Origin of the sequence: Umezawaea sp. NPDC059074 (genome assembly GCF_042738955.1) — a bacterium.
Taxonomy (GTDB): Bacteria; Actinomycetota; Actinomycetes; order Mycobacteriales; family Pseudonocardiaceae; genus Umezawaea.
The window spans coordinates 1-25,975 of the sequence record NZ_JBHYHC010000061.1 but is presented as its reverse complement, the minus strand read 5'-3'; the positions used below and the strand labels follow the sequence as shown (position 1 = coordinate 25,975).

Genomic DNA, 25,975 nt, shown 5'->3' with positions numbered 1-25,975 from the left:
GCCGTCAGACCACGCCGGAGTCCTCTTGGCCGGTCGCGCGCAGCAGGTCGTCGCGGGCCCTGGCCACGCGGGAGCGGACGGTGCCGATCGGGCAGTCGCAGATGTCGGCCACCTCGGCGTAGGACAGGCCGAAGACCTGGGTGAGGACCAGCGCCTCCCGGCGTTCCGGGGCCAGGCCGTCGAGCATCACGTTCAGCTCGACCACGTCCTCGAAGCCCGTGCGGGGACCCCGGTGGACGGTCGCGTCGGCCGCCTCCAGGTAGTCCGTCGACCAGGCGATGGACGGCCGCGCCACGGCCGCGCGGATGTGGTCCACGACGGTCCGGCGGGCGATCGACAGCAGCCACGTGCGGGCGGAGGACCGGCCCTCGAAACCGGGCAGGCTGCGCAGCGCGCGGAGGTAGACCTCCTGCGTGAGGTCGTCCGCCGCGCCGACGTTCGCCAGGTGGGCGACCAGCCGCCAGACGTCGCGCTGGGTCGCGCGGACGAACCGCTCCAGCGCGTCGCGGTCGCCCGCGCCGGCGGCGAGGGCCCAGGCTGTGGTGGCGTCGTCGTCGCGTGGGGTGGGCACGTTCGGAGGCTAGCTCACCCGATCGGTGGGAACTTCCGCGCGGTTCTGGCCGACAATCTCCTCGTGGACTGCGACACCTGTCGGGAAGCTGTGTCGGCGCGGGCGGACGGCGAGGCCGAACCCGTGCCCGCGTCGGAGACGGACGCGCACCTCGCCACCTGCGCCGGGTGCCGGGAGTGGCAGGCGAGCCTCGGCGCGCTGACCCGTGCGCTGCGGGTGCGCCCGGCCGTGGACGTGCCGGACCTCGCGGCGTCGATCCTGGCCGCCGCGCCCGCCCACGTGCCGCCGTCGACCCGTGGTTGGACGGCCCGCGCCGTGCTGGCGGGGCTCGCGGTCGCCCAGCTCACGCTCGGCCTGGCGCAGGTGTTCGGCGTCGACTCGGGCCACGCCGGTCACGAGGGCGGCGCGACCCACCTGTTCAACGAGAGCACGGCGTGGAACCTGGCGCTGGGCCTGGGGATGTTCTGGACGGCCCTGCGCCCCGGCGCGACCACGGGGATGCTGCCGGTGATGGCGGCGTTCGTGGCGGTCCTGGTGCCGTTCTCGGCGCAGGACCTGGTCTCGGGGGCCGCGCCCGTCTCCCGCATCACCTCGCACGCGCTGCTGGTGCTGGGGCTGGTCGTGCTGCTGATCGTGCACCGCGACCGCTCGCCGGGCGACGGCACGCCCGCCGAGCGGGTGCCGCTCACCACCCCGACCGACCAGGGCGGCGCCGTCGCGGACGTGCCCGCGAAGCCGGAGCCCGGCGGCCGGTGGCGGCACCTGCGGCCGGTCAACCACAAGCGCGCGGCCTAGCGGAAGTTCCTCAGCCGGACGCTGTTGGACACCACGAACACCGACGACAGCGCCATCGCCGCCCCGGCCACGAACGGGTTGAGCAGGCCGAGCGCGGCCACGGGCAGGGCGGCCACGTTGTAGCCGAACGCCCACCCGAGGTTCTGCCGGATGGTGCGCAGCGTCCGCCGGGACAGCCGGATCGCGTCGGGCACGGTACCCAGGCTGTCCCGCACGAGGATCAGGTCCGCCGCCGCGAGCGCCACGTCGGTGCCCGTCCCGATGGCCATGCCCAGGTCGGCGGCGGCCAGCGCGGGGCCGTCGTTCACCCCGTCGCCCACCACCGCGACCCGGTGTCCGGCCTCCCGCAACGCCCTGACCAGCGCGACCTTGCCGTCCGGCAGCACACCCGCGTGCACCTCGTCGATGCCCACCAGCGCCGCCACGTGCCGCGCGGTCGTCTCGTTGTCGCCGGTGACGAGGATCGGCCGCAGCCCGAGCGCCCGCAGGTCGCGCACCGCGTCGGCCGCGCTCGGCTTCACGGCGTCGGACACCGCGATCAGCCCCTCCGCCCGGCCGTCCCACCCGACGACCACGACCGTGCGCCCCTGCCGCTCCCACGCCTGCCGGATGGCCTCCAGGTCCGGCGGCACGACGTCGAACAGCACCGGGCGGCCCACCGCGACCTCACTCCCCTCGACGACGCCCACCGCCCCCAGGCCGGGCACCGCGCGGAACCCGGTGACCTCGGGCAGGTCCCCCTCCACCGCGCCGGTCACGGCCGAGGCGATCGCGTGCTCCGACGCGGACTCGACGGCGGCCGCCAGGCGCAGCACGTCGCCGTGCACCTCCTCCACGGCCATCCGCCCGGTGGTCACGGTCCCGGTCTTGTCCAGCAGCACGATGTCCACCGATCGGGTGGCTTCCAAGGCACGCGGCCCGCGGATCAGGATTCCCGACTGCGCTCCACGCCCGGTCGCCACCAGCAGCGCGGTCGGCGTGGCCAGCCCCAGCGCGCACGGGCAGGCGATGATCAGCACCGCCAGCGCCGCGGCGAACGAGTCCTGCGCGGCGTGACCGGACAGCAGCCACGCGGCCAGCGTGACGCAGGCCAGCGCCAGCACGACCGGCACGAACACCGCCGAGACGCGGTCCGCCAGCCGTTGCGCGTCGGACTTGCCGGTCTGCGCGTCCTCCACGAGCTTCGCCATCCGGGCCAGGTGGGTGTCCGCGCCGACCCCGGTGGCCCGCACCACGAGCCTGCCGCCGAGCGAGATCGTGCCGCCGACGACCGCCGAGCCCGCGGTGACCTCCACCGGGACGGACTCGCCGGTCATCATGCTCGCGTCCACAGTGGACCAGCCCTCGTCCACCAGCCCGTCCGCCGCGATCCGCTCGCCGGGCCGCACCACGAACCGCTCGCCCACCCGCAGGTGCTCCACCGGCAGGCGGACCTCGCCGCCGGGCCGCAGGATCGCCACGTCCTTGGCCCCCAGCATCGACAACGCCCGCAGCGCCGCGCCCGCCGTCCGCTTCGCCCGCGCCTCGAAGTACCGCCCCGCCAGCAGGAACGTCGTCACGCCCGCCGCCGTCTCCAGGTAGATCCCGCGCCCGCCGCCGAACAGGCCGACCAGCGACCACCCGAACGCGGCCAGCACCCCCAGCGACACCAGCGTGTCCATCGAGGTCGCCCCGTGCCGCAGGTTCTTCGCCGCGGCCCGGTGGAACGGCCACGCCGCCCACGTCACGACCGGCAGCGCGAGCGCCAGGCACACCCACTGCCAGCCGGGGAACCGCGCCGCGGGCACCAGCGACACCGCCAGCGACAGGTCGCCGAGCGGGAACGTGAGCAGCACGGCCACGACCAGCCGTCGCCACAGCGCGCGGCTCGGGTCCCGTTCCGGCGCGTCGAGCACCGGCGACGCGGTGTAGCCCGCCGCGTCGACCGCGCTCACCAGCCGCGCCAGGTCCACATCGGACGGAGCGAGCACAGTCGCGCGTTCGGTGGCGTAGTTCACCACCGCGTGCACTCCGGGGAGCTTGGCGAGCTTGCGCTCGACCCGCGACGCGCAGGCTGCGCAGGTCATTCCCCCGATTGCCAACTCGACCTGCCGGTTCGTGCTTTCCTGGATGGTGTCCACGGTGATGCCCTCGTGCTCGCCGGTCGGGTCCACCACAGGTCGGGTACGGGCGCGGCGGAGTTCCCCGGAACTTCTGGCGCCGCCCGGCCGACCGGTGTGGGGGTAGGCCAGAACAGGAGAGCGGGAAAGCCGATGAGCAGCAAGAACGCCACGCGCAAGCGGGGCAGCAAGGCCGTGGCGCAGGCCAGGGGAGCAGGGGGAAACCGGGTCGCGATCATCGCCGGTGTGGTGGTCGTGCTGGTGCTCGCCGCCTTCGTCGTCGGTGGAGTGGTGCTGGCGAGCAAGAAGCAGGACACGGCCGTGCAGACCGGCGGGATCCCCGCCGTCACGGCGGGCGTGGCGGGCGTGCCCGTGGCGCTGGAGGAGCAGACCGGCACCGTCGTCGTCGGCAAGGACGACGCGAAGGCCACGATCGACGTGTACGAGGACTTCCTCTGCCCGATCTGCGGCACGTTCGAGAAGCAGAACGGCCCGTCCATCGAGCAGGCCGTGACCAGCGGGAAGCTGAAGGTGCGCTACCACGTGGTCAACCTGCTGGACTCGAAGTCGACGCCGCCGGGCTACTCGCTGCTGTCCGCGAACGCGGCGCTGTCGGTGGCGAAGAACACCCCGGAGAAGTTCGCCGACTTCCACGACAGCCTGTTCGGCGCGCAGCCCCGTGAAGGCGGCGCGGGGTACACGGCCGACCAGCTCGTGCAGCTGGGCAAGGACCTCGGCGTCGGCGGCAGCTACGAGCAGGACGTCCGCGGCGGCACGTACAACGCGACCGTGAAGGCGGCGTTCCAGAAGGCGGGGTCGGACCCGGCGCTCCAGCGCACGGAGTCGGGCCAGTCGTACTTCGGCACGCCGACCGTGGCGTCCGGCGGCCAGATCGTCAACACGGCCGACCCGGCCTGGCTGTCGAAGCTGACCGGCTGACCGCGGTGGGGACCCGCCGTCTCAGCGGCGGGTCTCCGCGAGGGTCGCGAGCATCGCGTTGTAGGCGGCCAGGTCGTCGTCCGAGTGCCGGTCGGACCGCCGGGCCTCGCGGTGGTCCGCGCGTGACCACTGCACCAGCAGGGCGATCACCACGACCAGCATCGGCACCTCCCCGGACGCCCACGCGATGCCGCCGCCGAGGTGCTGGTCGGCCAGCAGGTCCGGCACCCACGGCAGGTCCAGCGAGCGGTAGAAGTTCGCCCCGATCACGTCGTGGGTCGACAGCACGATGACGCCGAAGAAGGCGTGGAACGGCATGACCGCGAACAGCATCCCCAGCCTGCCCAGGTGCGGCAGCCTGCGCGGACCGGGGTCGACGCCGATCACCGTCCAGTAGAACAGGTAGCCCGTCAGCAGGAAGTGCGTGTTCATCAGGACGTGCGCCCAGTGCTGCGGCAGCGCCGCGCCGAACAGCGGCGACAGGTACAGGGCGTAGTACGAGCCGACGAACAGCGCGCACGCGACGGCGGGCGTCGTGAGCACCCGCGCCAGGCGGCAGTGCGGCAGCGCCGCCAGCCACTCGCGGGGACCGTGCTCGCCGGTCGGCACCGCCCGCAGGGCCAGCGTCACCGGGCCGCCGAGCACCAGCAGCACCGGCGCGAGCATGGTCAACGCCATGTGCGCCACCATGTGCACGCTGAACACGCCGGGCGCGTACCGGCCGACGGCCGACGACGTGGCGAGCAGCAGGACGGCGCAGCCGAGCAGCCACGCCGTGGTCCGGCCCGCCGGCCAGGCGTCGCCACGCCCGCGCAACGTCCGCACGCCGACGAGGTAGCCGACCGCCAGCACGAGCGCGGCCGTGCCGAGGACGAGGTCGAAGCGGACCGACCACGGGTCGAACGGCGTGGACAGGTCGTAGCCGATCAGCGAGTCCATCGCGGTCGCCGGGTGCGCGAAGAACTCCGGTGGCGGTTGGCGCACCAGGCCGACGGAGACGCCGACGCTCACCGCGAGCAAGGTCAGGTCGATGCCCGCGAGGTGGGCGGCGCGGGTGGCGCGGCGGCGCAGGACGATGCCGAGGAGACCCAGCGCGCCGAGCAACACCACCTTGACCAGCAACAACCGGCCGTACAGCGTGGTCGCGAGGTCGGCGGGCGCGACCAGCACCAGGCCCTGGACGATGCCGGACGCGGCGAGCACGCCCCAGCAGAGCGCGGCCACCACCCGGTACCGGCGGAGGGCGAGGTCGGGGCCGCGGCGGACGAGCAGCACGGTGAGCGTGCCGAGCCACACCGCCGAGGCCACGACGTGCGCCATGGCCGCGTTCGACGCCAGGTCGTGGCCCGCGCCCACCGACGCGTGCCCGGTCACGACCGGCGGGAGCAGCGCGAGCACCGCCGCGCCCAGCAGGGCGACGGTCGACGGCCAGGTGAGCGCGACCCGGCAGCCGACCGCGACCACCAGCGCCAGGACCGCCGTGACGGTCCACGCCTTCGGGGTGTCCAGCGCGGCGAACAGGCCGGTGTCCACTTCGGACAGCCGTTGGCCGGAGGCGTCCGCGATGTCCAGCGGCACCATCGCCGACGCCGCCGCGCACCACGCCGTGGCGGCACGTCCGGCGGCCCGGAGCGCCGCGTACCCGTCGACCGCCAGGACGCCGGACTCCTGCGGCACGGCCAGGAACGCGGCGAACACCAGCGCTCCCACGCACAGCGCGCCCGAGGCGTCCGCGACCAGCCGCACCAGCGCGACCGCGTAGCGGACGGCTGCTCCGGGGTCGCTGTCGCCGACGGCCGCGTGCCCGTCACCGCCGATCAGCGCGACCACCACGACGACCACCGCCGTCGCCGCGAACCAGCCGGAAGCCCTGAGCAGTCGATGCACGCCCACCGGTCGCGGGAACGCCCGCAGTGGTTCCGGGGTGTGACGACGACCACCGGTCAGTCGTTCTTGATCTCCGACCGGGGAACGCCGTCCACGCAGCGCAGCCTGATCTCCACCCTGGTGCGGCCGGAGGTGAACCGGATCGACGGGTGGTCCTCGCCGGACTCGGTCCGCGCCTGGAACCCCTGGGCGGGCGTGGCCGACATGACCTCGACGAGGCCACCGGAGCAGCGCGCGATGACCGTGCCGCCCTGGCTGGTGACCACGGTCGGCTCGGTGGTCGGTTCCGGTGTGGACGTCGTCGTCGGCGTGGGGGAAGTCCTGGGAGGACTGGGGAGTGCCGAGAGGCGGGCGTCCACTTCGGACTGGGACAGCGGGCGTTGCCCCGCGCCGACGATCCCGCTGCCGATGGCGTTCACGGCGGTGAGCCCGACGACCGTCGCGGCCACCAGCGCGGCCGCCCAGGCGAGCGCCACCGTGAGCGCTCGGGTGCGGCCGGACCAGGGGCGGGACATGCGGCCAGTATGCCGCCGCCGAGCGTTAACGCGCTCCTAACGGACTCCTAAGCCGGGCGCGCGGGCGCCGGACGTGGCCTACCGTTCGACCCATGGCCCAGGTGCTGCTGATCGAGGACGACCCGCGGATCCGCACCGCGCTGATCCGCGGCCTGACCGAGCGCGGTCACGTCGTGACCTGGGCGCCGACCGCGCTGGCGGGCCTGGAGCAGGCGGTCGGCGACCGGCCGGACCTGGTCGTGCTCGACCTCGGGCTGCCCGACCTCGACGGCGTCACGATGCTGCGGATGCTGCGCGGGGTCAGCCGGGTGCCGGTGGTCGTCGCGACCGCCCGCGACGGCGAGGACGAGATCGTCGCCGTGCTCGACGCGGGCGCGGACGACTACCTGGTGAAGCCGTTCGGGGCGGCGCAGCTCGACGCGCGCGTCCGGGCCGTGCTGCGGCGCGGCGGCGAGCACACCGAGGACGCCGCGGTGGTCGTGGGCGGGCTGCGGATCGACCCGAAGTCGCGCCGGGCCAGCCTGGACGGCCGCGCGCTCGACCTCACGCCGCGCGAGTTCGACCTGCTGCACTACCTGGCGAACCGGGCGGGCGAGGTCGTCGGCAAGCGGGAGCTGCTGACGGAGGTGTGGCGGCTGCCCTACGGCGGGCCGGACAAGACGGTCGACGTGCACCTGTCGTGGCTGCGGCGCAAGCTCGGCGAGACCGCGCAGGACGTCCGCTACCTGCACGCCGTCCGCGGCGTCGGGGTCCGGCTCAGCGCGCCGGGGGAGTGAGCCGCCGTGCGCCGACGGGTGCTGCTGCTGGTCGGGGCGACGACCTCGCTGGTGCTGATCGCGTTCCTGCTGCCGCTGGCGCTGCTGATCCGCGACGTGGCCGCCGACCGGGCCGTGCAGGCCGCCACCGTGCGGGCGCAGTCGCTCAGCGCGCTGGTCGCCACTACGGACTCGCGGGCGCTGTCGTTGAGCGTCCAGCAGGTCGACCCGCGCGCCTCGGTGTTCCTGGCCGACGGCAGCAGGCTGGGGGCGGTCGCGGACCGCACGTCGTTGGTGGAGTTGGCCTTCCAGGGCAGTAGCGCGTCCGGTGTGGTGCCGGGCGGGCGGGAGATCGTGTTCACCGTCGGCGGGCCGGTGTCGACGCTGGGCGTGATCCGGACGTTCGTGCCGGACGAGGAGTTGACGGCGGGCGTCGGGCGGGCGTGGTTGCTGCTCGGCGGGCTGGGCGTGGTGCTGCTCGCGGTGAGCCTCGTGGTCGCCGACCGGCTGGCCCGCTCGCTGGTGCGGTCGACGATCGCGCTCGCCGCCGTGTCGCACCGGCTGGCGCGCGGTGAGCTGGACGCCAGGGCCGACCCGACCGCGCCCGCGGAGATCGGCGTGGTCGGCACGGCGCTCAACGGGCTCGCGGGCCGCATCGCGGACCTGCTGCGCGAGGAGCGCGAGACCATCGCGGACCTGTCGCACCGGGTGCGCACGCCGCTGATGGCGTTGCGGCTGGACGCCGAGGCGCTGGGGGAGCCCGACGACGCCGACCGCATCGGCGCGGGCGTGGACGCCGTGCAGCGGGCCGTGACGCAGGTGATCGACCAGGCCCGGCGGCGGGGCGTCGACCCGGCGGGCGGCAGCGACGCGGCCGAGGTCGTGCGCGAGCGGGTGGCGTTCTGGCTGGTGCTGGCCGAGGACACCGACCGGGCGGTCGGCGTGGACGTGCCGGACGGACCGCTGCCGGTGGCCGTCGCCAAGGCGGACCTGGAGGCGGGCGTGGACGCCCTGCTGGGCAACGTCTTCGCCCACACCCCCGACGGCACGGACTTCCGGGTGGCGCTGACCGCCCGTGACGGCGGCGGCGCGCGGCTGGTCGTGGCCGACGCCGGGCCGGGACTGGACGCGGCGGCCGTGCGGCGGGGGAGCAGCGGATCGGGGTCCAGCGGGCTCGGGCTCGACATCGTGCGGCGCACCGCGGAACAGGCCGGTGGCGGGCTGCGGCTCGACGTCTCCGAGTGGGGCGGGCTGCTCGTGGCCGTGGAGTTCGGTCCGGCGGCTTAGGAGCGCGTTAACCGTGCGACAGCGCGCCGCTAGGGCGGTGATCGGCACCGTGGGTCCTGTCCAGCTCACAACGGAAAGGGGCCGATCATGTCAAACCGGAGGAACGCGATCCTGGTGGGCGGCACGCTCGCGCTGCTGGTGACCGCGGGGACCGCCGCGGCGTTCGCGGGAGCCGACGACAGCCGCTCCACCAGCGCTACCGGCACGTCGACCAGCGCTACCGGCACGTCCACCTCGACGACCGTCCCGCGGGACACGTCCATCTCGGTCCGGCCGACCACCACCTCGTCCTCGACCACCACGACCACCGACTCGCCGTCGGCTCCGGTCGGGGTGTCGGCGGCCGAAGCCGAGCGGATCGCGCTCGCCCGGGCGGGCGGCGGGCGGGTCGTCCGCACCGAGCGGGAGCTCGAACACGGTCGGTGGGAGTGGCACGTCCGGGTCGAGGGAACGGGTGGGCGTTACGACATCAGGGTGGACGCTGAGGCCGGAACGGTGACCGGAAGTGGCGGTGACGACCACGGTGGCCGCCGGGGCAGGGGTGGCGACGACCACTAGTCGGAGCGGCGAAAGGCCTGGTGCGCCGGGTCTTTCACCGTTCTTTCCTCTCCGGTAGGTCCACAAAGGACTCTGGTGGAATGGTTTCCCGCAGATCCGATCACCCTGTTGGCGGTTGTCCGGGACGTGCGAGGATTGGATATTGCGAGGCTTCGCACGACAGGAGTCGGTCGCGCCACGACCTGGGGGTTTCGGCCGCGACCGTGGAACCGGTGGACGAGGTGACGACAGCGCAGAGCAAGGTCGAACTACGAGGGGTGCGCCTGCTCACCAGTGCTTTCGCCTGGATGGGCGGGCTCGCGCTCGTCGCCGCGCTGACGGGCGCGGGACAGGGGCCGCTGCACTACCCGATGGCGGTGCTGGCGGTGGTCGTGCTGTCGACTTGGGTGGTGCGGCCGGACGGCGACGAGTGGTGGGTGGCGGCCGCCGAGGGGATCATCGCCGTGGCCGCATTTTTCGTGCTCCCCGGCCCGCAACCGGTGATCGGGTTCCTGTTCGGCGTCACGGTCCGGCGCTCGCTGCGCGGCGGGACGACGTGGTTCCCGGTGAAAGCCCTTCCCGCGTTGCTGGGCTACCTGATCGGGCTCGGCACGGCGATCGGGTTCGACCTGCACTCCCGGCCGGTCGGCGTCGACGCGCTGGTGGGCGCGATCATGCCGTTGGTGGGGCTGGTCATCGGCTCCGGCGCGCTCTACAAGACGGTGGGGGCCGCGCGGCTCGCCGCGTCGGCGCACCGGACCATGTCGGCGGTCGTCCAGGCGAGCCCGGTCGGCCTGGTGCTGCTGGACGGCGACGGTGTGCCCCAACTCCACAACGACCGCGCCCGGACGCTGCTCGACTGGGAGGCGGCGGGCGTGGTGCCGTGCCCGCACGGCCCGGACATCAGCCAGTGCGCCCACGGCTGCCTCCGGCCCGCCACCGACCCCGTGGAGGTCCGGGTGGGCGAGTCGGGCGTGCTGGCCCTCCACCCGACCCCGGTCGACGAGGGCACGCTGGTGGCCGTGGTCGACGTGAGCAGCCGAACCCGCCGCGAGGACGCCCTCCGCACCCGCTCCGAACGCGACGAACTGACCGGCCTCGCGGGCCGCGCGCACTTCCTGCACCTGGTCGAACGAGCGGTTCCCGGCGCCGACGGCCCGGTCGGCCTGCTGGTGATAGACCTGGACCAGTTCAAGGAGATCAACGACACCGAGGGCCACGAAGCGGGCGACGAGTACCTCGTGGCGGCGGCCGACCGCATCCGGGGAGCCGTCGGCCCCGGCGCGACCGCCGCGCGGATAGGCGGCGACGAGTTCGCCGTCCTCGCACCCGGCCACGACGTCGACGACAGCGGCCGACTGGGCGAACGCGTCCTCGCCGCCCTGGCCGAGCCGCTGTCCGCGTTCGGCTACGAGTTGGTGATCCGCGCGAGCGTCGGGATCGCCGTGTCCGAGGGCGCCACCACGGCGACCGACCTGCTCCGCGACGCCGACACCGCCATGTACGTGGCAAAACGCGAGGGAGGAGCCCGCTTCCGCCAGTTCGTCCCGGAAATGGGCGAGCAGGCCTTGGCCCGCCAACGCGACAAGGTGGACCTGCGAGCCGCGATCGACGACGGCCAGTTGGTCCTGCACTACCAACCGATCGTCGACCTGGGCACCGGCAAGGTTACCGGCGCCGAAGCCCTGGTCCGCTGGCAACGCCCGGGCCACGGCCTCCTGAGCCCCGTGGAGTTCATCGGCCTGGCGGAGGAGACAGGCCTCATCGTCCCGCTGGGCAACCGCGTACTCGAAGACGCGTGCGACCAGGCGGTCCGCTGGCAGGACAGGTCGATCGGCGTCACCGTCAACGTCTCCACCCGCCAACTCTCCAACTCGGGCTTCCTGCAAAGCCTCGACCGGGTCCTCACCACCACCGGCCTGCGCCCGTCGGCGTTGACGATCGAGGTGACCGAATCGGTGTGGGCGGACGAGGTGGCCATGCGAGCCCTGATGTCCGTCCGCGAGACCGGTGTGCGCGTGGCACTGGACGACTTCGGCACCGGCTACTCCTCGCTCAGCTACTTGCAGCGCTACCCGTTCGACGTCGTGAAGATCGACAAGTCCTTCACGGCGGAGCTGGGAGAATCCGGCCGCACGGCAGGCGTGGTCCGCTGCATCATCGACCTGACCGAAGTACTGGGCGCGGTCGCGGTGGCCGAGGGCATAGAAACCCCCGCACAAGCCGACTGGCTCCGCGAAGCGGGCTGCAACTACGCCCAGGGGTACCTCTTCGGCAAACCGGACGTGGCGGAGAACTGGGACGTGCAACCCTCGGTCATCTGGGAAGCGAAACGACACTGAGGTGGCCCACCACCAGGCACATCGCAGCTGCCGGGAGAGCCACCCCAGAACCCGCGAACACGAACGGGCCCGGCGGCTCCTGACAGCCGCCGGGCCCGTTCGGTGGGGCTGTTCTACGGGGTGACGCTCGCGTTCGTCAGTCCCTTCACCGCCCCGGTCACGGTGTTCGACGCGTACACGACGTTGGGCATGGCCGTGCACTTCGACACCGACGTGATGTTGATGGCGTACTGACCGACCCCACCCAGGTCCGACCGGTTGTTCCGCCACACGTTCCCGCAGCCGTTCGGCAACGAGGGCGTGGTGCTCGTGTTGTGGGTCTCGTACCCGTTCGCGAACACGCCAGGACTGCGGAACGTCCCGATGTTGTCCTCGATCACGTACCCGATCCCCTTCACGTCGATCCACGAGTCGGCCGAGTTCTCCCCGGTGATGCCCTGCCCGTCGAACGTGTTCCCGCGGATGACCCCCTCGTAGGTGCCTTCCTTCACGTCGATCGGCTCCGCCGCGATGTTCGGCCCGATCTTGTTGTTCAGCACCTGGATCCGGTCGCCGCGGTCGATCCCGCCGGTGTTCCCGTGGCACGACCAGTTGGAGTTGGCGGAACCGAGGTAGACGCCTTCGCCGTAGCCGGGCTGGACGAGGCCGGTGTTCGTGATCGTCGAGTTGCGCAGGACGCTGTCGGCCGACGAGCGCCGGAAGTGGACCGCTTCCTCGTCCACGTGGTGCACCGACACGGAGTCGATGGTCGTGTGGTGGGAGTTGTCGAGGACGATCCCCTTCTTCGACTCCTGCACGGTGAACCCGGTGAGGTTCCAGTACGGGGAGTTGAAGACCCACAGGCCGTACCCGGAGTCCCAGCCCGCGGTCGGGGCCGGGCACGACGGGGCGTCACCCGACGGCCCGTCGTTGATGATGACGGCGCTCGCCGGGCCGCTCAGCGTGATCCGCTGCGACGCCGTGCCCGCTCGCCCGTTCACGACGAACGACCCGCGGTAGGTGCCCGCGGCCAGTTTGATGGTCTGGCCGGGGGTGGCCGCCGCCAGCGCGGCCTGGAGCTGGGCCGCGGTGGACACGTTCACCGTGCCGCCGCCTCCGCCGCCGTCCGGGCTGGTGGTGGCGCTCACGGCCGTGCTCGCCGCCGAGCGGTTGCCCGCCGCGTCACGGGCCCGCACGGTGAACGAGTACGCGGTGGCGGGGGACAGGCCGTTGACCGTGGCCGTCGTGCCCGAGACCGTGGAGTTCACCGCGCCGCCCACCAGCACCTCGTAGCCGGTGACGGCCACGTTGTCGGTCGACGCCGTCCACGACAGCGACACCGAGCTCGCCGTGACGTCGGTGGTCCGCAGGCCGCCCGGCACCGTGGGCGCCTGGGTGTCGGCGGGCGGGGTGGTCCCGCCGCCGCACGCGACCCCGTTGACCGTGCAGTTCGTCGGCAGGCTGCCGCCCGAGGCGTTGAAGCCGAACTTGGCCGTGGCACCGGGCTTGATGGCGCCGTTGAAGCTCGCGTTGGTGAACTTGTGGTGCTGGCCGGAGGAGGTCCGGACGGAGTTCCACGAGCTGCTGACCGTGGTGCCCGACGGCAGGTCGAACTCGACCGTCCACGACGTGCTGGCCGCGTCACCGGAGTTGGTGATCACGACGTCCGCGCCGTAGCCGCTGTTCCACACCGAGGTCTGGGTGACGGCGGCGGTGAGCTGGGGCGCGGCCGCCTGGGCGGCCGTGGCGCTCAGCAGCGCCCCGACCGTGGCGACCACACCGGCGAGCGCCAGTGCTCGTTTCCTCATCGCGTTCCTCCGCAGGGGTTTCCGTTGACGGCGCAGCCGGTGGCGAGGCCGGTGCCCGAGGCGTTGAAGCCGAACTTCGCGGTGGCGCCGGGCTTGACGGTGCCGTTGAAGCTCGCGTTGGTGAACCTGTGGTGCTGGCCGGACGAGGTCCGGACGGAGTTCCACGAGCTGCTGACCGTCGTGCCGGAGGGCAGGTCGAACTCGACCGTCCACGCCGTGATCGCCGCCGCGCACCCGTTGGTGATCACCACGTCGGCCCCGTAACCGCTGCTCCACACCGAGGTCTGGGTGACCTTCGCGGTCACGCAGCCGGTCGACGGCGGGGTGGTCGTGGTCGTCGTCGTGGTGGGGGTGGTCGTGGTGGTTGACGTCGTCGTGGTCGTCGTGGTGGTGGTCGTCGTGGTCGTGTTGGACGGCGGGGTGGAGTTGACCGAGGTCAGGAACAGCGAGGCCGCCGTGTCCGACTTGCTCGCGTCCACGCCGTGGCCGCCGGTGTAGTCGCGCTGCTCGTTGGTCGCCCAGTCGGAGATGGGCGTGCCGCCGACGTCCAGGTGCTGGTAGCCGGTGCCGTTCCAGCCGAACTGGTAGACCTTCGTGTGGTCGGCGTAGTAGGCGTTGAACGGGCCGCCGGTCGCGGTCTGCTTGGTCATCGTGTTGTTGAAGAAGACGTTGCGGGGACCGGACGCGCCGGACCACTTGACGGCCTTCTTGCCCGCGCCCCACCAGATCGGGAACCAGTTCGAGTTGTCCGGACCGCCGCCGCCCTCCTCACCGCAGTTGGCGCGGCAGTTGGCCGAGCGGTGGGCGTAGGACACCCGCACCGTGTTCAGCTCGAACAGGTTGTTGCGCTCCCACCCGCCGTGCAGGTTCAGGTCGGAGTCGAAGTCGTTGCCGATCACGACGTTGCCCGACGCGGACCACTGGAACGTGAAGTGCCGCAGGTTGCGCGAGGTGTTGCCCGCGTAGAGCGAGTCCCACACGCGCGAGCCGCGGAAGTACCCGTTGCCGCCCTTGCCCTTGTTCCACGAGCCGTCCAGCTCGTTGTCCACGATCTGGAGGTTCTTCGCCTCCTCGGTGACGATCGGGTGCGACCCGGTCATCTCCGCCTTGATGCCGCGCACCCAGGAGTTCGCCGCCCACTTGAAGACGATGCCGTGCATCTCCGCGTTGGGGGCCATGTTGCCGTAGTTGTCGACCGAGTCGGCCTGGTTGAGGCCCGGCATCGCCTGGGTGAAGCCGAAGTCCTCGAAGCCGACGCCGACGACCGGGTCGACCAGCGGCGAGGCCTTCGAGTCGTAGACCGCCCCGTCGATCGGCGCGGAGCCGTCCGACGTGGAGTTCACCGGGACGTCGTACTCCAGCGGCTTGTCGACCGTGACGGTCTTGTTCGCCGTGTCGACCGACGAGATCGTGAAGATCTGCGCCCGCATGTGCATGTTCAGCATCGGGAACTCGGTCCCGGTCGCCTTCTGCTGCTCGTAGAACTTCACCGAGTTCGCCGCGCGGATGTTGATGAACGACCCGACGGTCATGTTCGCCATGTTCGCGTTCGTCGCGAGGTACACCGTGCGGTCGCCCTGCTTGGCCGCGTTCACGGTGTCGCCCGGCTTCGCCCGCAGCTTCGCGCCGACCTTCCAGTGCACGTTGACCGTGCCCTCGAAGATGTCCTTGCGGTTGGCGGGGGCCGAGGCGTAGTCGCTCGCGTAGCTGGGGTCGACGCCCCGCGACTGGACCCGGAACAGGCCGCGGCCCGGCCACAGCCAGCCGCCCTTGCCCGCGCCCGCGGTCATCCCGTCCTCGTCCCAGTCCGAGCCGTCCTCGGTGAGGGTGTCGTAGAGGGTGTTCGCGTCGGGCTTGTAGGTGATCTTCGTGGCGTCCTTGCCCGCGCCGCGGATGATCAGGTAGTCCGCGTCGACGTGCAGCTCGCGCGACACGGCCAGCTCACCCGCGGGCAGCGTGATCAGGCTCAGCTTCGTGTAGCTCGCCGAGGGGGAGCAGGTGGACTTGATCGAGTCGATGGCCGACTGGAGACCCGCCGAGTCGTCGGCGCCGTCGTTCGGCTTGACGTTGAACTGGCTCGCCAGCTCCGCCGCGGTGATCTGGCAGGCGGCGCTGGGATTGGTCTCACCGGCACCGGGAAGGTTCTGGCCACCCCGGTATCCGGCCTTGCTCCAGTCGTACAGGCCGCTCACGGGCGCCCGGCGGTTGCTCGCCGAGGTGTTCAACCCGGTGAGCGCGCCCGCACCCGGCGCCGCGTCGGCGGCGTTCACCAGGACGGCGACGCCCGCCGCGGCGAGCGAACCCACCAACCCGAGCACGGCGGCTCGACGTAGGCGATGACTTCGGGACACCCAAACCTCCAAGGGACAATCGTGGACCCGAAGATGTGTGGCGGCTCACACCTTGGAGACGCATTGTGAGTAACGCGCGGCACGGTCGTCAACGATTGGCGAAGAATTGGTTCGGGTGCCATTGGTCAAGGATGTGAAATAGGCGATCCGACCTGGTCGGCAGAGCTTATTAACCAGTGGTCCAGTGGGTGCGCGAAGGCGACCGCAACCGGTATCACGCTGCGGCGATGGGTCGTCCGGTGTGGATTACCCACTATTTCCCACTCGTGAACCGGGCAGTCTTGAACCGATTCAGGAAACTTTTCAGCGAGGGCGGGCGACGACCGTGATGAAGAAGTCGTCGATCTGCCGAATGGCCCCCACGAACGCGTCGAAGTCGACCGGTTTGGTCACGTACGCGTTCGCGTGCAGCTGATAGCTCCGCAGGACGTCCTCCTCCGCCTCCGAGGTCGTCAGCACGACCACCGGGATGCGGCGCAGGTCCGCGTCCTGCTTGATCGCCGCGAGCACCTCGTGGCCGTCCAGCCTCGGCAGGCTGAGGTCCAGCAGGATCAGGCCCGGCCGGGGCGCGTCCGCGTACTCGCCCTCGTGCCGCAGGAACGCCAGCGCCCGCACGCCGTCGCGCACCACGTGGAGCCGGTTGAACACCTTGTGGTGCTCGAACGCCTCCTCGGTGATGAGCGCGTCGCCCGCGTCGTCCTCGACGAGCAGGACGTCGATCGCGGACGCGGCGGAAACCATCACGGCGGAGTCCCCAATCCTGCGGCTGAGCGGACGTGGTCATCGTGCCACGTCGGCCGCGGTTCGCCCGCGCTCAGTTCGGCGCGGTGTCCGAAGAGGACCGCTTCAGCTCCTCGTTGACGCGCAGCGCCTCGGTGAGCTGGTCCTCCAGGATCACGATCCGGCAGGCGGCGTCGACCGCCGTGCCCTGGTCCACCAGTTCCCGGACGCGCCCGGCCAGGCGCAGCTGGTAGCGGGAGTAGCGGCGGTGGCCGCCCTCGGACCGCTGGGGCGTGATCAGCCGGGCGTTGTCCAGGCCGCGCAGGAACACCTGCGTCACGCCGAGGATCTCGGCGGCCCGGCCCATCGAGTAGGCGGGGTAGTCGTCGTCGTCGAGCTTGTCGTCCGCTGAGCGGTCGGGAGTGCCGTGCGCTGGACCCATAGGACCTTCCGGAGTGGAGCGGATCACCCGGTCAGAAACCTAACCTATGCCGATGGCTCGTCAATGTCTACTATCGCGGGTGTAGATTTTCTCTGTCGCGGACAGCGGGTCCGCCCGAGCGAGGAGAGGTCGTCATGCGCACCGTCCCTGGACAGGACTACGACGCGGAATCGCCGCGGATGCGTGTGCACCAGAGCGCCGTGGACGGCGCGGTGGTGGTCGCCGTCGCGGGCGACGTCGACATGAACACGGTGCCCGAGCTGGAGGAACGCCTCGTGGGCGCGGCGAGCGCGGAATCGCCGCTGGTCGCCGACCTGACCGGGGTGACGTTCCTCGACTCGTCCGGGCTGAGCGCGCTCGTGCGCTGCCACGAGCGGGGGCTGCGGGACGGAGTGCCGTTCCGGATCGTCGTCGCGACCCGCGCCGTGGCCAGGCCTCTCAAGCTGACCGCCCTCGACAGCCTGCTGGAGATCTACCCCACGGTGGCCGCGGCGCTGGCGGCGTGACCGGATTCCGCCGTTCGGAGGGCGCGGAATGTCGGCCTTCGCACACCTGACAACTTTTCGGAGCCCTGGGACGTCCCCGGTCGCCATTGGCGCGGACCGGCGAAATTCCGAGAATTGTTCACTGTCGGGATGGGAGCGCTCAGGCTGCGATTTCCCAGCATTCGGGACGGGTCGAGTGGTGTTCCCGCAGGTCCGGCGAGCTGGGGAATCCCCTTCGCGCGGCTGCTGGAGCGCCCTCGTCGTGCCCGAGGTGAAAAACCTTATTTGATATCGTATTCAAGTCGGGTGGGTCCGGGACGAGCCCGCCGATGACGACGAGGAGGCCGGTAGTTGACGGGAAACGGCGCCTCGCGGATTCGCTTCACGGTGCTGGGCCCGGTCCGGGCGTGGCGCGACGACGTGGAGATCGACCTCGGCGCCCCGCAGCAGCGCCTCGTCCTCGCGTTCCTCCTCGCGGGCGCGGGCAGGCCCGTCAGCCTCGCGGAACTGGTCGACCTGATGTGGGACGACAGCGCGCCGACGAGCGCTGTCAACGTTGTCCACCGCTCCGTCGGGCTGCTGCGCCGGATGCTGGAGCCGGGCCTGCCGCCCAGGGCCGAGGGCAATTGGCTCCTCCGTCGCGCGGGCGGCTACGAGCTGGCGGTCGACGAGCGGTCGCTGGACCTGCTGCGGTTCCGCGCGCTGGTGGCGGAGGCCGACCGGATCGTCGACGACGGCGACCACGCGGCCGCGGTGCCGGTGTACGCCTCGGCGTTCGGGCTGTGGCACGGCCGGTGCGCCGACGGCCTGGACGTGGGGTCGCGGGCGACCGCGCTGTTCTCCACCATCGACCACGAGCGCGTCGCGCTGGCCAGGGAGGCCGCCGAGATCGCGCGGACCGCCGGGATGGCCGACGAGCTGCTGCCCGCCCTGCGCGCGGTGGCGGCGCAGGCCCGGCTGGACGAGGCGCTCCAGGCGCAGGTCATGCTGCTGCTCGCCGCCGCGGGCCACCAGGCGGAGGCGCTGGGGATCTTCCAGGTCGTGCGCACCCACCTCTCCGACGAACTGGGCATCGGCCCCGGACCGGAACTGCGCGGGGCCTACCAGCGCGTGCTGGCCCAGGAGGTCGTGCCCGAGGCGCCGCCGGAGCCCGCACGGGTCGAGTCGCGTCCGCAGCCCAGGCCGGGACTGCGGCCCGCGCAGCTGCCGTCCGACCTGCCCGCGTTCACCGGTCGCCGCTCGGTGCTGGCCCGGCTGCGGGGGCTGGTGCCGGGGCTGTCGACCACGTCCGGGTCGACGGTGATCTGCGCGATCGACGGCATGCCCGGCACGGGCAAGACCACGCTCGCGGTGCACCTGGCGCACACGCTGGCCGAGCGGTACCCCGATGGCCAGCTGTACGTGAACCTGCGCGGGTTCGACCTGAGCAGCGCGGCGATGGACCCGGCGGAGGCCTTACGCGGGTTCCTCGGCGCGCTGGACGTCCTGCCGACCCGGATGCCGTCGACGGTGGACGAGCAGATGGGCCTCTACCGCAGCCTCACGGCGGGCAAGCGGATGCTGGTGGTGCTGGACAACGCCCGCGACGCGAACCAGGTCCGGCCGCTGCTGCCCGGCTCGGCGAGCTGCCTGGTGATCGTCACGAGCCGCGACCGGCTGACCGGGTTGATGGCCACCGACGGGGCGCACCTGGTGTCGTTGGACGTCCTGTCCGCCGAGGAGGCGGTGGAGAACCTGGTCAAGCGGATCGGCGACCACCGCGTGGCCGCCGAACCGCAGGCGGTGGAGGACATCGTCCGGTTCTGCGCGGGCCTGCCGCTGGCGTTGAGCCTGGTGGCGGCGCGGGCGGCCGCGCACCCGGACTTCCCGTTGGCCGCGATCGCCGACGAGCTGCGGGACACGGAAGGCAGCCTGGACGCGTTCGGCGACGGCAGCAGCGGAGACGTGCGCACGGTGTTCTCGTGGTCGTACCGGATGCTGGGGGAACGGGCGGCGCGGCTGTTCCGGCTGCTGTCGCTGCACCTCGGACCAGACATCTCGCTGGCCGCCGCCGGGAGCCTGCTGGGCGCGGACCCCAGGGAGACGCGGTCGCTGATGATCGAGCTGATCCGCGGTCGGCTCGTGACCGAGCACGCGCCGCGGCGGTTCGTCGCTCACGACCTGATCCAGGTGTACGCCAAGGAACTCAGCCGGGAGCTGGACTCGGACGCCGATCGTGAGGCGGCGCTGGCGCGGCTGCTGGATCATTATCGGCAGACCGCGCACCAAGGGCACGTGCTGCTCAAGCCGAGGCTGGTGCTCGACGCGCCGCCGCCGCCGTTGCCGGGGGTGCGGCCGGAGGTCGCTGAGGACGACAAAGAGGCGTACGAGTGGTTGGCGACTGAGCGTCAGGTCTTGACGGCTGTGGTTCGGTTTGCGGCCGCTACCGGGAAACCGGCGTATGCCAGGGGGCTGGCGCTGTCGATGCAGCAGCACTTCCAGTTCCAAGGGCTGTGGCACGAGTGGGAAGCGACGATGTCGGTGGTGGTCGCTGCCTCGGAGATCGAAGGTGATCCGTTGGGGCGGGCGTTGGCGATGCGGAGTTTGGCGGGGGCGCGGCATTATCTTGATCGGCCGGATGAGGCTGTTGCGTTGTTGGCGCGGACGCAGGAGATCTTCCAGTCGTTGGGGCTTAGTCATGAGCAGGCTCATGTCCACAGTGGACTTGGGTCGATCGATGGGCGGCGGTCGCGGTTCGCGGAGTCTGCTGAGCATCATCGGTTGGCGTATGAGTTGTACGAGCAGGCTGGGGATTTGTTGGGGCAGGCGAACTCGTTGCACGGGTTGGCTTGGGCTCGGTCCCACCTTGGGGATCACACGGTCGCGGTGGCGTTGACCCGGAAGGCTATGAGCATCTTTCGGGAGCTGGGGGATGGGAACGGGGAAGGGAACTGCTGGGTGGTGCTCGCCGAGTCGCATCGGTTGCGGGGGCAGTACGAGCAGGCGATCCGGTATCGGGAACGGGCCATCGAGTTGTACCGGGCGGCGAATGTTCCCGTGTACGAGGCTGAAGAGTTGATGGAGCTTGGGGACACGATGCTCGAAGCCGGGGATCGGGTGGGGGCTCGGGCTACGTGGTTGAGGGCGTTGGCGATCTTGGAGGAGTTGAAGTTGCCTGCTGTGCGGGCGATCGCGGAGCGGTTGTTGCAGATGGAAGGGGCTCGGTTGCCTGCGCCTCGGGTGAATGTGGGCGGGTGAAGTTCCACGGGGGTGTGGGTTCTCGGTCCGTCACTCTGCTTGCGTAGGTCCGGGGGGCGTCACTCCGCTTGAGTGAGTCCGGGGGTCCCGTCACCCCGCTCGCGCAATTGTCTCCATGCCCAAAACGGTTTGTCAAGGCGGGAAAGATGCCTTGACAAACCGTTTTGGGCATGAGGGCGCTTTGGATCGGGGTGGCGGGAGGGGGCTGGTCGACGGGAGGCTTGCGTGCTTCCGTGACCGTGCTGGGGGTGGGTAGGTCGGCTCCGTGTGGGGGCTAGGTGGTGGGGTAGGCCGCTGTGCGGAGGGTTTTTACTTCGTTTTCGGGGATTTCGGTGCCCTGGTCGTCTACGAAGGCGACGCGTACGGGGCGGTTGTCCGTGCGGGTTCTGCGTTCGATTGTGGGGCCGTCTTTGTAGGGCAGGTGGTGGTCGCCCCATTGCTGTAGTGCGGCTAGGACTAGGTGGAGTTCGCGGCCTGCTGGGGTGAGGTGGTAGGCGTCTCGTGGTCTGCTCCCTGGTTCGCGGTAGGGCTCGCGGGTCATCACGCCGTAGTCGACGAGGGTTGACAGGCGGGTCGTGAGGACGTCTGGGGCCAGGCCCAGGGAGTCGCGGAACTGGGCGAAGCGGGTTGAGCCCGTCAACGCTTCTCGTAGTACCAGGAACGTCCAGCGTTCGCCTAGGACCCCGAGGCTGCGGGCGATCGAGCACGGGGATTCCAGCAGTTTCGGGGTGGCCATGTGAGTCATCGTACCTCTGACTTGTGTTTTCCGAGTCAGGTGCTACGTTGGAAAAACCAACTCAGACTGGAGAACATCCCATGGACCTCTCGGGCCGCACCGCACTCGTCACCGGCGCCAACCGCGGGCTTGGCAGGCACTTCGCCGAGCAGCTCCTGAAGCGCGGTGCCACGGTTTACGCCGGTGCTCGCAACCCCTCTTCGGTCGACCTGCCCGGTGTCATCCCGATCGCGTTGGACGTGACCGATCCCGAGTCGGTGGCCGAGGCGGCACGTACGGCGACCGGTGTTTCGATCCTGATCAACAATGCCGGGTCGTACACGCGGGCGTCGCTGGTCGAAGGGTCGCTCGACGACATTCGGCTGGAGATGGACACGCATTTCTTCGGCACGTTGGCGGTGACCAGGGCGTTTGCTCCTCAGCTCGCTGAGCACGACAGCAGTGCGGTGTTGAACGTGCTGTCCGTTCTGTCCTGGATCAACGCGCCCGGTTTTGCCGCGTACGCCGCCGCCAAGTCCGCGCAGTGGTCGTTGACCAACGCGTTGCGGAATGAGCTGGCTGACCAGGGCACGCAGGTCACGGCGTTGCACGTCGGGTTCCTGGACACCGACATGGCGGCGGGGATCGACGCGCCGAAGAACGATCCCGCCATCGTTGCGGGGCTCGCGCTCGACGGTGTTGAGGCGGGTGAGGTCGAGGTTGTGGCCGACGACCACAGCCGGTCCGTCCAGGCGAAGCTGGCCGGTGGTGTGGTTGCGCTCTACCCGAAGTTCGCCTGATCGTCGAACTCGTCGCGCGCGGTCAGCACCTCGGGGATGTGGTCCTCCGCCCACCGGCAGAGGGCTTCCAAGGGGGCGTGCAGCGTGTGGCCGAGCGGCGTCAGCTCGTACTCGACCCTGGGTGGGACCTCGGCGTAGGCGGTGCGGCGGAGCAGGCCGTCGCGTTGCAGGTCGCGGAGCGTGGACGTGAGCACCTTGCCGCTGATGCCGTCCAGCGCGTCGCGGACCTCGCCGAACCGGCGGGGTCCGTCGGCCAGGGTGATCACGATCATGGCGGTCCACTTGTTCGCGATGCGCGCCAGCGACGTGCGCGACGGGCAGGTCCGGGACAGCACGTCCCAGCGCGGGTCCTGTGACATGGCTCGCAGCCGTCCAATGGTTACGTTGAGGTAATTGGTCACCAATGGGAACCATAGCCCCCTGCAACGACAACAGGGAGGCACCACCATGTCCGATCGGACCATCGCCGTCGTCCGGAAGTACTTCGACGCGCTCGCCGTGAACGACCTCGACACCGTCGGCGCGCTGCTGTCGCCGGACGTCGTCTGGCACCAGCCCGGCGCGAACCGCTTCTCCGGCAGGCGGTCCGGGAGCGGCGAGGTGTTCGCCATGATCGGCGGGATGGTGGAGACCAGCGGCGGGACGTTCCGGATCGACCGCGTCGACCACCTCATGGGCAACGGCGACCTGGTGGCCGCGACCATCCACTTCACCGCGTCGCGCGACGGCGGCGAGCTGGCGATGGACGGCGTGGACCTGCTTCGCGTGGTCGACGACCTCATCGTCGAGGTGTGGCTGTTCGGGGCCGACCAGCCCGCCGAGGACGAGTTCTGGGGGAGCTGATCTGCCGACCCGCCGGCCGCGTTGGATGATGAACGCCGTCGTGCGGGGAGGTCCGAGCTGAACACCGTCGTGTCCGTGGTGCTGCTGGTGGCGGTGCTGGCGTTCGCCGTCATCCGGCCGAGGGGCTGGCCGGAGGCGGTGGCGGCGGTGCCCGCCGCGGGCGTGGTGCTGGCGACCGGGGCGATCTCGGTGCCGCACGCGGTCGCGGAGGTCGAACGGCTGGCGCCGGTCGTTGCCTTCCTCGCCGCCGTGCTGGTGCTGGCTCGTCTGTGCGCGGACGAGGGGCTGTTCGAGGCGGCCGGGTCGTTGATGGCCCGGCTGTGCTCGGGCAGCCCGAAACGCTTGCTGGGCGCGGTGTTCGGCGTCGCCGCGGCGATCACGGCCGTGCTGAGCCTGGACGCGACGGTCGTGCTGCTGACACCGGTGGTGTTCGCGACCGCGTCACGCCTGGGAGCCCGGCCGAAGCCGCACGTGTACGCGTGCACGCACCTGGCGAACTCGGCGTCGCTGCTGCTGCCGGTGTCGAACCTGACCAACCTGCTGGCGTTCACCGCGGCCGGGATCTCGTTCACCCGGTTCGCCGGGCTCATGGCGCTGCCGTGGCTCGCCGCCGTGGCCGTGGAGTACGTGGTGTTCCGGATGTTCTTCGCCTCCGACCTCGCGGCGGGCGCGGACGGCGTGCCGGTGCCCGCGAAGCAGGCCCCGCGGTTCGTGCTCGTGGTGCTGGGGCTGACGCTGGTCGGGTTCGCGGTCACGTCGCTGCTCGGTGTCGACCCCGCGTGGGCCGCGTTCGGCGGGGCGCTCGTGCTGGGCGTGCGCGCGCTCGTGCGCCGCACCACGACCCCGGCGGCGCTGGTCGGTTCGACGAGCATCCCGTTCCTGGTGTTCGTGCTGGCGCTGGGGATCGTGGTCCGCGCGGTCGTGGACAACGGCCTGTCCTCCGCCGTCGGGCACCTCATCCCCACCGGCAGCACGCTGCTCGCACTGCTGGGGCTGGCGGCCGTGGCCGCCGTGCTGGCCAACCTGATCAACAACCTGCCCGCCGTGCTGGTGCTGCTGCCGCTGGCGGCGTCGGGCGGCACCGGAGCCGTGCTGGCGGTCCTGATCGGCGTCAACATCGGCCCCAACCTGACCTACGTCGGCTCGCTGGCCACCCTGCTGTGGCGTCGGATCCTGCACCAGCACGACACCAGGGCCGACCTCGCCGAGTTCACCAAGCTCGGCCTGCTCACCGTGCCGGTGTCCCTGGTGCTCGCCGTGCTCGGACTGTGGGCGGGCCTGACCGTGATCGGAGGCTGATGTGGACATCGTCGTCTGGATCGTCGAAGGCACCTGGCGCGCGAGCGTGCACGCCGCGCGAACGCTGGCCCCGCCGGACGCGCGGGTGGAACTGCTGCACGTGACGCACACCGGCGTGCCCGGAGCCGCGCACGGCGCGTTCGCCGGTCTGCTGGGTCGCGGCCACCCCGAACGCGACCCCGGAAACCAGGTGGAGGAGTTGGCCGCCGAGGCCGCCGCCGCGCTGCTGCGCGTGGCCGCCGAGGAACTGGGCCTGCCCGCGACCACCACCGACCGCCACGGCAGGCCCGAGGAGCAGGTCATCGCCGCGGCGTCGGAAGCGGACCTGCTGATCGTCGCCCGCGACGGCGACCGCTCGCGGCTCGGCCCCAAGAGCCTCGGCCACGCCACCCGCTTCGTCGTCGACCACGCGCCGTGCCCGGTGCTGCTGGTGTGGCCGGAACAGGCGCCCGGCATCGAGTCGATCCCACCGCCACCTCGGTAAACGGGATGCGCCGGTCGGGCGTCGGCGGGAAGGATCGCCTGGTGATCACCGCCGAAGGCGCTCCGCTCGTGGAGTCGCTGCTCGACCTGGACCCGACCGCCGCCGAGGACTTCCTCACGACGGCGTCCGCGCGCACGTGGCTCGCGCTGGACGAGGCCGCGCGCTACAGCCCGTGGGTCCGGCCCGCCTGGGTCGCGGTGCTCGACCAGCGGGGGGAGATCGGCGGTCTGGAGCGGGTGCTGATGGCGTGCGGGCCGAGCGGGTGGGTGCGCGAGGCCGAGGTCGCGGTGATCGCGAAGCGCGGCGAGTGGCCGCAGGTGCTGGCGCTGCGGTCGGCGGACTGGGTGGGGCCGGTGCGCGACCGTGCCCGGACGGCGTGCGAACGGCTGCTGGACGGGCCGGGTGTCGTGGACTTGGCACCGGTGGCGTTCGCGCTTCGGGAGCGGCGGCTGGGCGGGTGGCTCGCGGACCGGGTGGAGGCCGCGTTGCGCGAGGCTGAGCCCGAGGTGCTGGCGGCGGCGTTGGCGGTGGCCGACGTGCGGGTGCGGCGCTTCGCCTACGACGTGGCGCTGAGGCGGGGGAGTCTGGGGTTGGGTTCGGTGCTGCGCGGGGCGTTGTGCGATCCGGACCTGCCAATCCGGCTCAGGTGCGTGGCGGCGGCGACGCGGTTGGCGGACGACGTCGACGCGTTCCGGGTGCTGCTGTCGTGCCGGGCCGCGTCCGTGCGGGCGGAAGCCGTGCGCGTGCTCGGGAGGCGGGACGCGGCGGTGGCGGCGTTGTTCGACCGGAGTCCGTTGGTGCGGTCGGTCGCTCAGAGGTTGGTGCCCGACGCGGCCGATCGGTACCGCGTCGCACTGCCGCGCGGGGTGGCGGGTCTGGGAGAGACCGGCGAGCCCGCGGACGCCGCTCTGGTGCGGCCGTGGCTGGCGGACCCTGAGCCCCGTGTCCGAGCCGCGGCCGTGCGGGCGCTTCGGCGGCTGGGAGCGGTGGACGTGGCGCTGGTCGAGCGGATGCTGACCGACCCGTCTGACGTCGTGGTCCGCGCGGTGGTCGCCGTGCTGCGCGGTCGGGCCGTGGAGCTGGAC

At 71.7% G+C, this 25,975-nt stretch carries 23 protein-coding genes; 13 read left to right on the top strand and 10 right to left on the bottom strand.

Annotated elements, in window-relative coordinates:
• Window positions 1-4: 4 nt before the first annotated feature.
• Complete coding sequence (locus ACFWW9_RS25920) at window positions 5-571, bottom strand: sigma-70 family RNA polymerase sigma factor (protein WP_390383061.1); 567 nt, start codon at window positions 569-571, stop codon at window positions 5-7.
• 63 nt (window positions 572-634) lie between these two features.
• On the opposite strand from ACFWW9_RS25920, the gene ACFWW9_RS25915 reads away from it, so the two are divergent.
• A complete protein-coding gene (locus ACFWW9_RS25915) occupies window positions 635-1,366 on the top strand; it encodes a zf-HC2 domain-containing protein (RefSeq protein WP_390383059.1) in 732 nt (243 codons plus the stop codon).
• Here ACFWW9_RS25915 and ACFWW9_RS25910 read toward each other — a convergent pair.
• Window positions 1,363-3,519 (bottom strand): heavy metal translocating P-type ATPase, encoded by a 2,157-nt coding sequence (locus tag ACFWW9_RS25910; RefSeq protein WP_390383056.1) that lies wholly within the window; start codon window positions 3,517-3,519, stop codon window positions 1,363-1,365. The two genes, ACFWW9_RS25915 and ACFWW9_RS25910, sit on opposite strands and share 4 nt — an antisense overlap.
• A gap of 99 nt (window positions 3,520-3,618) precedes the next feature.
• Between ACFWW9_RS25910 and ACFWW9_RS25905 the strand changes: the two genes are divergently transcribed.
• On the top strand, window positions 3,619-4,404 hold the full coding sequence (locus tag ACFWW9_RS25905) for a DsbA family protein (RefSeq protein ID WP_390383054.1): 786 nt from the start codon (window positions 3,619-3,621) through the stop codon (window positions 4,402-4,404).
• 21 nt (window positions 4,405-4,425) lie between these two features.
• Here the strand turns inward: ACFWW9_RS25905 and ACFWW9_RS25900 are convergent, their stop codons facing one another.
• Together ACFWW9_RS25900 and ACFWW9_RS25895 are read right to left on the bottom strand one after the other, a co-directional pair.
• Entirely contained in the window at window positions 4,426-6,291 is a 1,866-nt protein-coding gene (locus tag ACFWW9_RS25900) for a cytochrome c oxidase assembly protein (protein ID WP_390383051.1), read from the bottom strand.
• 56 nt (window positions 6,292-6,347) lie between these two features.
• Window positions 6,348-6,806 carry a hypothetical protein gene (locus ACFWW9_RS25895; protein WP_390383048.1) on the bottom strand — a complete coding sequence of 153 codons (459 nt, stop codon included), beginning with the start codon at window positions 6,804-6,806 and terminating at the stop codon, window positions 6,348-6,350.
• 92 nt (window positions 6,807-6,898) lie between these two features.
• Between ACFWW9_RS25895 and ACFWW9_RS25890 the strand changes: the two genes are divergently transcribed.
• The 4 genes from ACFWW9_RS25890 (at window position 6,899) to ACFWW9_RS25875 (ending at window position 11,727) form a co-directional block, all read left to right on the top strand.
• Window positions 6,899-7,582: a response regulator transcription factor gene (locus ACFWW9_RS25890; RefSeq protein WP_390383045.1), complete on the top strand. Its 684-nt coding sequence runs from the start codon at window positions 6,899-6,901 to the stop codon at window positions 7,580-7,582.
• A gap of 6 nt (window positions 7,583-7,588) precedes the next feature.
• The gene (locus ACFWW9_RS25885) at window positions 7,589-8,848 is read left to right on the top strand and encodes a sensor histidine kinase (protein ID WP_390383043.1); all 1,260 of its coding nucleotides are present in this window, start codon (window positions 7,589-7,591) and stop codon (window positions 8,846-8,848) included.
• Between the two features lie 87 nt (window positions 8,849-8,935).
• Window positions 8,936-9,406 carry a PepSY domain-containing protein gene (locus ACFWW9_RS25880; RefSeq protein WP_390383040.1) on the top strand — a complete coding sequence of 157 codons (471 nt, stop codon included), beginning with the start codon at window positions 8,936-8,938 and terminating at the stop codon, window positions 9,404-9,406.
• A 212-nt stretch (window positions 9,407-9,618) separates the two neighbouring features.
• Window positions 9,619-11,727, top strand: coding sequence for a putative bifunctional diguanylate cyclase/phosphodiesterase (locus ACFWW9_RS25875; RefSeq protein WP_390383037.1), 2,109 nt, complete (start codon window positions 9,619-9,621; stop codon window positions 11,725-11,727).
• Window positions 11,728-11,840: 113 nt separating this feature from the next.
• On the opposite strand, the gene ACFWW9_RS25870 is transcribed toward ACFWW9_RS25875, so the two are convergent.
• The 4 genes from ACFWW9_RS25870 to ACFWW9_RS25855 all read right to left on the bottom strand — a co-directional run bounded on the left by ACFWW9_RS25870 (window position 11,841) and on the right by ACFWW9_RS25855 (window position 17,027).
• Window positions 11,841-13,514: a cellulose binding domain-containing protein gene (locus ACFWW9_RS25870; protein ID WP_390383034.1), complete on the bottom strand. Its 1,674-nt coding sequence runs from the start codon at window positions 13,512-13,514 to the stop codon at window positions 11,841-11,843.
• The gene (locus ACFWW9_RS25865; protein WP_390383031.1) at window positions 13,511-15,832 is read right to left on the bottom strand and encodes a cellulose binding domain-containing protein; all 2,322 of its coding nucleotides are present in this window, start codon (window positions 15,830-15,832) and stop codon (window positions 13,511-13,513) included. The genes ACFWW9_RS25870 and ACFWW9_RS25865 overlap by 4 nt, the downstream gene beginning before the upstream one ends.
• A 336-nt stretch (window positions 15,833-16,168) precedes the next feature.
• Window positions 16,169-16,606 (bottom strand): response regulator, encoded by a 438-nt coding sequence (locus ACFWW9_RS25860; protein ID WP_390383146.1) that lies wholly within the window; start codon window positions 16,604-16,606, stop codon window positions 16,169-16,171.
• Between the two features lie 73 nt (window positions 16,607-16,679).
• On the bottom strand, window positions 16,680-17,027 hold the full coding sequence (locus tag ACFWW9_RS25855; RefSeq protein WP_390383028.1) for a MerR family transcriptional regulator: 348 nt from the start codon (window positions 17,025-17,027) through the stop codon (window positions 16,680-16,682).
• Window positions 17,028-17,161: 134 nt separating this feature from the next.
• On the opposite strand from ACFWW9_RS25855, the gene ACFWW9_RS25850 reads away from it, so the two are divergent.
• Both ACFWW9_RS25850 and ACFWW9_RS25845 read left to right on the top strand, forming a co-directional pair.
• Complete coding sequence (locus ACFWW9_RS25850) at window positions 17,162-17,533, top strand: STAS domain-containing protein (protein WP_390383025.1); 372 nt, start codon at window positions 17,162-17,164, stop codon at window positions 17,531-17,533.
• Window positions 17,534-17,863: 330 nt separating this feature from the next.
• Window positions 17,864-20,749, top strand: coding sequence for a BTAD domain-containing putative transcriptional regulator (locus tag ACFWW9_RS25845; protein ID WP_390383022.1), 2,886 nt, complete (start codon window positions 17,864-17,866; stop codon window positions 20,747-20,749).
• A 274-nt stretch (window positions 20,750-21,023) separates the two neighbouring features.
• On the opposite strand, the gene ACFWW9_RS25840 is transcribed toward ACFWW9_RS25845, so the two are convergent.
• Window positions 21,024-21,485 carry a winged helix-turn-helix transcriptional regulator gene (locus ACFWW9_RS25840; RefSeq protein ID WP_390383019.1) on the bottom strand — a complete coding sequence of 154 codons (462 nt, stop codon included), beginning with the start codon at window positions 21,483-21,485 and terminating at the stop codon, window positions 21,024-21,026.
• Between the two features lie 80 nt (window positions 21,486-21,565).
• On the opposite strand from ACFWW9_RS25840, the gene ACFWW9_RS25835 reads away from it, so the two are divergent.
• Entirely contained in the window at window positions 21,566-22,264 is a 699-nt protein-coding gene (locus ACFWW9_RS25835; RefSeq protein WP_390383016.1) for an SDR family oxidoreductase, read from the top strand.
• On the opposite strand, the gene ACFWW9_RS25830 is transcribed toward ACFWW9_RS25835, so the two are convergent.
• Window positions 22,246-22,623, bottom strand: a complete 378-nt coding sequence (locus ACFWW9_RS25830) for a winged helix-turn-helix transcriptional regulator (RefSeq protein ID WP_390383013.1) — start codon at window positions 22,621-22,623, stop codon at window positions 22,246-22,248. The two genes, ACFWW9_RS25835 and ACFWW9_RS25830, sit on opposite strands and share 19 nt — an antisense overlap.
• An 88-nt stretch (window positions 22,624-22,711) precedes the next feature.
• On the opposite strand from ACFWW9_RS25830, the gene ACFWW9_RS25825 reads away from it, so the two are divergent.
• The 4 genes from ACFWW9_RS25825 to ACFWW9_RS25810 form a co-directional block, all read left to right on the top strand.
• Complete coding sequence (locus tag ACFWW9_RS25825; protein WP_390383010.1) at window positions 22,712-23,107, top strand: nuclear transport factor 2 family protein; 396 nt, start codon at window positions 22,712-22,714, stop codon at window positions 23,105-23,107.
• A gap of 69 nt (window positions 23,108-23,176) precedes the next feature.
• Window positions 23,177-24,406: an SLC13 family permease gene (locus ACFWW9_RS25820; RefSeq protein ID WP_390383007.1), complete on the top strand. Its 1,230-nt coding sequence runs from the start codon at window positions 23,177-23,179 to the stop codon at window positions 24,404-24,406.
• Window position 24,407: 1 nt separating this feature from the next.
• Window positions 24,408-24,890, top strand: a complete 483-nt coding sequence (locus ACFWW9_RS25815; RefSeq protein ID WP_390383004.1) for a universal stress protein — start codon at window positions 24,408-24,410, stop codon at window positions 24,888-24,890.
• A gap of 41 nt (window positions 24,891-24,931) precedes the next feature.
• Window positions 24,932-25,975 (top strand): HEAT repeat domain-containing protein (locus ACFWW9_RS25810; RefSeq protein WP_390383001.1); only part of this gene is annotated, 1,044 nt, incomplete at its 3' end.

Coding starts and splice junctions, on each gene's coding strand:
- ACFWW9_RS25850 (WP_390383025.1), top strand. CDS start 17,162: ATGCGCACCGTCCCTGGACAGGACTACGACGCGGAATCGCCGCGGATG.
- ACFWW9_RS25825 (WP_390383010.1), top strand. CDS start 22,712: ATGTCCGATCGGACCATCGCCGTCGTCCGGAAGTACTTCGACGCGCTC.
- ACFWW9_RS25860 (WP_390383146.1), bottom strand. CDS start 16,606: ATGGTTTCCGCCGCGTCCGCGATCGACGTCCTGCTCGTCGAGGACGAC.
- ACFWW9_RS25870 (WP_390383034.1), bottom strand. CDS start 13,514: ATGAGGAAACGAGCACTGGCGCTCGCCGGTGTGGTCGCCACGGTCGGG.
- ACFWW9_RS25890 (WP_390383045.1), top strand. CDS start 6,899: ATGGCCCAGGTGCTGCTGATCGAGGACGACCCGCGGATCCGCACCGCG.
- ACFWW9_RS25895 (WP_390383048.1), bottom strand. CDS start 6,806: ATGTCCCGCCCCTGGTCCGGCCGCACCCGAGCGCTCACGGTGGCGCTC.
- ACFWW9_RS25880 (WP_390383040.1), top strand. CDS start 8,936: ATGTCAAACCGGAGGAACGCGATCCTGGTGGGCGGCACGCTCGCGCTG.
- ACFWW9_RS25830 (WP_390383013.1), bottom strand. CDS start 22,623: ATGTCACAGGACCCGCGCTGGGACGTGCTGTCCCGGACCTGCCCGTCG.
- ACFWW9_RS25835 (WP_390383016.1), top strand. CDS start 21,566: ATGGACCTCTCGGGCCGCACCGCACTCGTCACCGGCGCCAACCGCGGG.
- ACFWW9_RS25905 (WP_390383054.1), top strand. CDS start 3,619: ATGAGCAGCAAGAACGCCACGCGCAAGCGGGGCAGCAAGGCCGTGGCG.
- ACFWW9_RS25840 (WP_390383019.1), bottom strand. CDS start 21,485: ATGGCCACCCCGAAACTGCTGGAATCCCCGTGCTCGATCGCCCGCAGC.
- ACFWW9_RS25855 (WP_390383028.1), bottom strand. CDS start 17,027: ATGGGTCCAGCGCACGGCACTCCCGACCGCTCAGCGGACGACAAGCTC.